The 5,763-nt window shown below is 62.8% G+C and carries 3 protein-coding genes and 2 pseudogenes; 1 reads left to right on the top strand and 4 read right to left on the bottom strand.

The window, feature by feature from the left end; all coding sequences use genetic code 11:
• The 4 genes and pseudogenes from G3436_RS25295 to putP all read right to left on the bottom strand — a co-directional run.
• On the bottom strand, window positions 1-838 hold an 838-nt coding region (locus G3436_RS25295; protein WP_163950880.1), incomplete at its 3' end, for a glycosyltransferase.
• Window positions 822-2,579, bottom strand: coding sequence for a carbamoyltransferase family protein (locus G3436_RS25290; protein ID WP_163950877.1), 1,758 nt, complete (start codon window positions 2,577-2,579; stop codon window positions 822-824). The genes G3436_RS25290 and G3436_RS25295, both read right to left, overlap by 17 nt.
• A gap of 238 nt (window positions 2,580-2,817) precedes the next feature.
• Window positions 2,818-3,654: a 23S rRNA (adenine(2030)-N(6))-methyltransferase RlmJ gene (locus G3436_RS25285; protein WP_163950873.1), complete on the bottom strand. Its 837-nt coding sequence runs from the start codon at window positions 3,652-3,654 to the stop codon at window positions 2,818-2,820.
• Between the two features lie 127 nt (window positions 3,655-3,781).
• Window positions 3,782-5,265: pseudogene (gene putP / locus G3436_RS25280) on the bottom strand (sodium/proline symporter PutP).
• 355 nt (window positions 5,266-5,620) lie between these two features.
• Here putP and G3436_RS29110 point away from each other — a divergent pair.
• Window positions 5,621-5,763 (top strand): annotated as a pseudogene (locus G3436_RS29110) (transcriptional regulator); the annotation flags it as partial.

The following is a 5,763-nucleotide window of genomic DNA, read 5'->3' as shown; positions in this document are numbered from 1 at the left end:
GATCGGAACTCAGGGCAAACACGTCGAACGCGGCAAAGTAGCGCCGCGCCTCGGCTACCTGGCCAAGGAAATCGACCTGTGCGCCAACCCCGAGCTCGGCGGCCAGGGCCTTGAGCGCCGGCTCCAGGCGCCCCTCGCCCAGCAATGCAAGGCGCGCCCCGGCCGGCAAGCCGGGCAGTGCCTGGGCAAAACCGCGCAGCAGGGTGGCCTGGTCCTTGTCCGGGTGCAGGCGGCCGACATTGCCCACGATCCACGCCTGCGGGTCCAGCCCCAGTGCTTCGCGCGCCTGCGCGGCGGGCACCAGCGCGGCCTGCAAGGCGGCGATGTCGATGCGGTTGTACAGCGTCTGGATGCGCTCGGCCGGCCACTTGGGCAGGCAGCGGCGCATGTCGTCACGCACCGCGTCCGACACCCCGAGCAGGCTCAGGCGCCTGGCGAACAGGTTGGCGAACAGCTGGCGGGTACGGCGCTGATAGTCACCGAAGGCATGGTGCACGCCGATCACCGGCAATCGGCTGGCCAGCAGCGCGATATAGATCGGCTTGAAGCGATGGGCGATGCAGAAGCTGAAATTGCGTGAGCCAGCAATGCGCCGCAGCTCACGGATCGCCCCCAGCTTGAGGCCGCGAACGGCCTTGGAACTGAATTCGAGAAACAGCACTTCGTCACTGGCGCAACCTGCCGCGACCTGCGGGTCGGCGGCGCCGGTGAGGAACACCGTGGTGACGCTGTAGCCCTTGCCCGCAAACAGGCTGGCGTACTGACGGGCGCAATCGAGAAACGGCCCGTCATAGCCATGGCAGAACTGCAGGACGTGCCGGTCAGCCGACGCTGTCATAAGCTTTCGCGCCGTCCTTGACCACCAGGATGTCTTCCATGATCAGGTACTGCAGGTCTGACCCGAAGAACATGTTCAACGCATCCGTCGGCGAGCAGATCATAGGCTCGCCACGACGGTTGAGCGAGGTGTTGAGCGACACGCCGTTGCCGGTCAGAGTCTCGAGCGCCTTCATCATGTCGTAGTAGCGCGGGTTGTACTCGCGCTTGAGCACCTGGGCCCGCGAGGTGCCGTCTTCGTGGACCACTTCCGGCACGCGGGTCTTCCACTCCTCAGCCACTTCGAAGGTGAAGGTCATGAACGGGGCCGGGTGATCGATCTTGATCATCTGCGGCGCCACGGTGTCGAGCATCGACGGGCAGAAAGGCCTCCAGCGCTCGCGGAACTTGATCTGGTGGTTGATGCGGTCGGCCACGCCCGGCACGCTCGGGCAGCCGATGATCGAGCGACCACCCAGCGCACGCGGGCCGAACTCCATGCGGCCCTGGAACCAGGCCACCGGATTGCCATCGACCATGATCTGGGCGATCTGCTCGGGCATGTTGTCGAGTTTGCGCCAGGTCGGCTTCTCGGCATGACGGGCACAGGCAGCGATCACGTCTTCGTTGCTGTAGGCCGGGCCGAGGTAGACGTGCTCCATCTTCTCGACCGGCACGCCGCGGGCGTGCGACACGTAGGCAGCGGCGCCTACCGCGGTGCCGGCATCACCCGACGCCGGCTGCACGAACAGCTCTTTCACGTCGGGGCGCGCGATGATCTTCTGGTTCAGCTTGACGTTCAGCGCACAGCCGCCGGCGAAGGCCAGCTTGCCGGTTTGCTTGAGCAGGTCGCCCAGGTAGTAGTCGATCATCTGCAGGGCGAGCTTCTCGAACAGTGCCTGCATGCTCGCCGCGTAGTGAATGTACGGCTCGTCGGCGATGTCGCCTTCGCGCTTGGGCCCCAGCCACTCGATCAGCTTGGGCGAGAAGTAGAAGCCCTTGCCTTTCTCTTTATAGCGGCGCAGGCCGATGACGTTGGCGTAGTCGGTGTTGATTTCCAGCTCGCCGTTTTCAAAACTGGCCAGGCGCGAGAAATCGTACTTGCTGGCGTCGCCGTACGGCGCCATGCCCATGACCTTGAACTCGCCATCGAGCATTTCGAAGCCGAGGAACTCGGTGATTGCACCGTACAGGCCACCGAGGGAGTCCGGGTCGAAGAACTCCTTGATCTTGTGGATCTTGCCGTTTTCGCCGTAACCGAAGAACGTGGTGGCGTACTCACCCTTGCCGTCGATACCCAGGATCGCGGTTTTCTCTTTGAAACCCGAGCAGTGGTAGGCGCTGGACGCGTGAGCCAGGTGGTGCTCGACCGGTTCGATCTTGATCTTTTTCGGGTCAAAGCCCAGCTGCTCCAGGCACCAGACGATCTTGTTGCGGTAGCGCTTGTAGCGGCGATTGCCCATCAGCAGCGCGTCGAGGGCGCGATCCGGGGCGTACCAGTAGCGCTTGGCGTAATGCCAGCGCGCCTTGCCGAACAGGCTGATGGGGGCGAACGGAATCGCCACCACATCGACGTCGGACGGTTTGATGCCTGCCTGTTCGAGGCAGAACTTTGCCGATTCGTAGGGCATGCGGTTCTTTGCATGTTTGTCGCGCACGAAGCGCTCTTCTTCAGCGGCGGCAATCAGCTTGCCGTCGATGTACAGGGCCGCGGAAGGATCATGGCTAAGGGCGCCGGACAGGCCAAGAATCGTCAATGCCAAGGGTCTAGCCTCTTCAAATCTGTAGATGTGCGCCCCGGCCTCGTGGGCGGGTGGCAGCGAAAGGGCGGGATTATAGCGTAAAGCGTGGGGATGCATGTAGGAGGCGCAGCTTTGCACTGGCAGTTGCGGCCCCTTCGCTGGCAAGCCAGCTCCCACAGGGCTCTGCGGTGCCTGCAAAACCCTGTGGGAGCTGGCTTGCCAGCGAAGAGGCCAGTCCGGCCAGCAAACAGGCCCAGCCCTACTCGGCGATCAGCCAGTCCATGCGCCAGCTGCCCTGGGTCTGCCCCAGCACCTGGGCCAGCCACGGCAGCAGCTGGCGCAGCTCTTCTTCCAGCCCCCACGGCGGGTTGGCGATGGCCAGACCCGAACCGTTGAGCCCCTGCGGGCTGTCCTGCGGGTGCACATACAGCTCCACACGCAACAGTTTGGGCGCCGCCGTACTGGTCAGGTCCTGATAGAACCGCACCAACTGGCGCTGGTCCTTGATCGGGTACCAGATCGCCGCGACGGTCTGACGCATGCGGCTGATGGTCTCTTTCATCGCCACCGTGCAGCGCTTGAGCTCGTCAGGCTGCTCGAACGGCGGGTCGATCAGCATCACCGCGCGCTTCTCCTGCACCGGCAGCAAGGCACGCGGCACATGCCAGCCCTCGCCCAGGTGCACGGCAACGCGCGGGTCCTTCTTCATGTTCTCTTTGAGCAGGCGGCCATCTTCAGGGTGCTTCTCGTTGAGCAGCACACGGTCCTGCTGACGCGCCAGGCGCCGGGCCAGCTCGGGCGAGCCCGGGTAATAGCGCAGCTCGCCGTCGGGGTTCATCTTACGCAGGATGCGCAGGTAGTCGGCGGTCAGCTCGGGCAGGTCATCGCGCCCCCAGAGCCGGCCGATACCTTCGAGCCATTCGCCGGTACGGCTCGCCTGATCGCCCTGCAGGTCATACAGGCCCAGGCCGGCGTGGGTGTCGAGGTAGGCGAACGGCTGCTCCTTGCGCGACATCAGCGCAATCAGCCGGGTCAATACGAGGTGTTTGAACACGTCGGCGTGGTTGCCGGCGTGAAAGGCGTGACGATAGTTCATGGCAACTCCTGCAAGGCCCGGAAGTTTACCCTGTCAGGCCCGCGCCGTCAGGTGACAGCCGCCAGAATGACAACGGCCCGACCTCCAGAAGAGGCCGGGCCGTTGCCGGGCAGCGATCAGCGCAGCATCACTTGCTTTCGTGGAACGCCGCGTCAGCGGCTTCGAAGCGCACCAGCATCGATTTCGACGGGCTGCCCAGCTTGCTCACCACGAAGATCGCGATGCTGGCAAACAGGAAACCCGGAATGATTTCGTACAGGCCCAGAGTGTCGAATTTCTTCCACAGGATCACCGTCAGTGCACCCACCACGATACCGGCCAGTGCGCCGTTGCGGGTCATGCCCTTCCACAGTACCGAGATCAGCACCACAGGCCGAACGCAGCGCCGAAGCCGGCCCACGCGTAGGCCACCAGGCCCAGCACGCGGTTGTCGGGGTTGGCGGCCATGGCGATGGCGATCAGCGCAACGCCCAGCACCATCAGACGACCGACCCATACCAGCTCGACCTGCGAAGCGTTCTTGCGCAGGAAGGTCTTGTAGAAGTCTTCGGTCAGGGCGCTGGAGCACACCAGCAACTGGCAGCTCAGGGTACTCATCACTGCAGCCAGGATGGCCGACAGCAGTACACCGGCGATCCATGGGTTGAACAGGATCTTGGCCAGCTCGATGAACACGCGCTCGTGGTTCTCGGTGACCGGGCCGGCCACTTCAGGGTGCGCCGAGAAGTAGGCGATGCCGAAGAAGCCCACGGCCACGGTACCGGCCAGGCACAGGATCATCCAGGTCATGGAGATGCGACGGGCATTGGCGATCGACTTCACCGAGTCGGCCGCCATGAAGCGCGCCAGGATGTGCGGCTGGCCGAAGTAGCCCAGGCCCCAGCCCATCAGCGAGATGATGCCGATGAAGGTTGCACCCTTGAACATGTCGAAGTTGCCCGCGTTCTGCGCTTCGATGGCCAGGAAGGTGGTATCGACGCCGCCGGTGGCGATCAGCACGATCACCGGGGTCAGGATCAGCGCGAAGATCATCAGCGTGGCCTGCACGGTGTCGGTCCAGCTCACCGCCAGGAAACCGCCCACGAAGGTGTAGGCGATGGTGGCGGCAGCACCGGCCCACAGGGCGGTTTCATACGACATGCCGAAGGTGCTCTCGAACAGACGGGCACCGGCCACGATGCCGGAGGCGCAATAGATGGTGAAGAACACCAGGATCACGATCGCCGAGATGATCCGCAGCAGGCCGCTGTGGTCTTCGAAACGGCTGGAGAAGTAGTCCGGCAGGGTCAGTGCATCGCCGTTGTGCTCGGTCTGCACGCGCAGGCGGCCGGCCACGAACAGCCAGTTCAGGTAGGCACCGACCGTCAGGCCGATGGCAATCCAGGCTTCAGAGAGGCCCGACATGTAGATGGCGCCCGGCAGGCCCATCAGCAACCAGCCGCTCATGTCCGAGGCACCGGCCGACAACGCGGTCACGACGCTGCCGAGGCTGCGGCCACCCAGAATGTAGTCGGAGAGGTTGTTGGTGGAGCGATAGGCCATGAAGCCGATCAGTACCATTGCTGCGATGTAGATCACGAACGTGACCGTGATTGGATTGCTAAAACTCATTGTTGCGCCCTGGCGTTTGTTTTTATGTAGTGACAATCGGCAAGCGGTTGCACCCAGGCCACGAATCCTATGCAACAACGCAAACAAGGTGCAACCAGTTTCTGCGTTCAAGTTGCACCTGGTCGGAAATTTTGCACAACAACGTGTTTTTTGCTCCTTTTTGGAGCAAAAACCACCGTTTACATACTCCAAACGCACTATAAACAGCCATTTGTGCTGTGTGGTTTTACCCTCCGGACGAGTTGCACTTTTTTCATCGAATATTTGGGTTGCACTAGGTTGCACCCTGATTCGCGCACGGCTAATCTTGGCGCCAGCTTACGCCACAGCCCCGTGGCAATAATGAGGATAAGAAATGGCGACGACCACCCTTGGGGTCAAACTCGACGACCCTACCCGCGAGCGACTGAAGACGGCTGCGCAGTCCATTGACCGCACGCCGCACTGGTTGATCAAGCAAGCGATCTTCAATTACCTGGAGAAGCTGGAGGTGCGCAC

The organism is Pseudomonas brassicae (assembly GCF_010671725.1).
GTDB classification, from domain to species: Bacteria; Pseudomonadota; Gammaproteobacteria; order Pseudomonadales; family Pseudomonadaceae; genus Aquipseudomonas; species Aquipseudomonas brassicae.
Note: the sequence above shows the minus strand (reverse complement) of the source record. Positions and strands in the feature narration are given on the sequence as shown.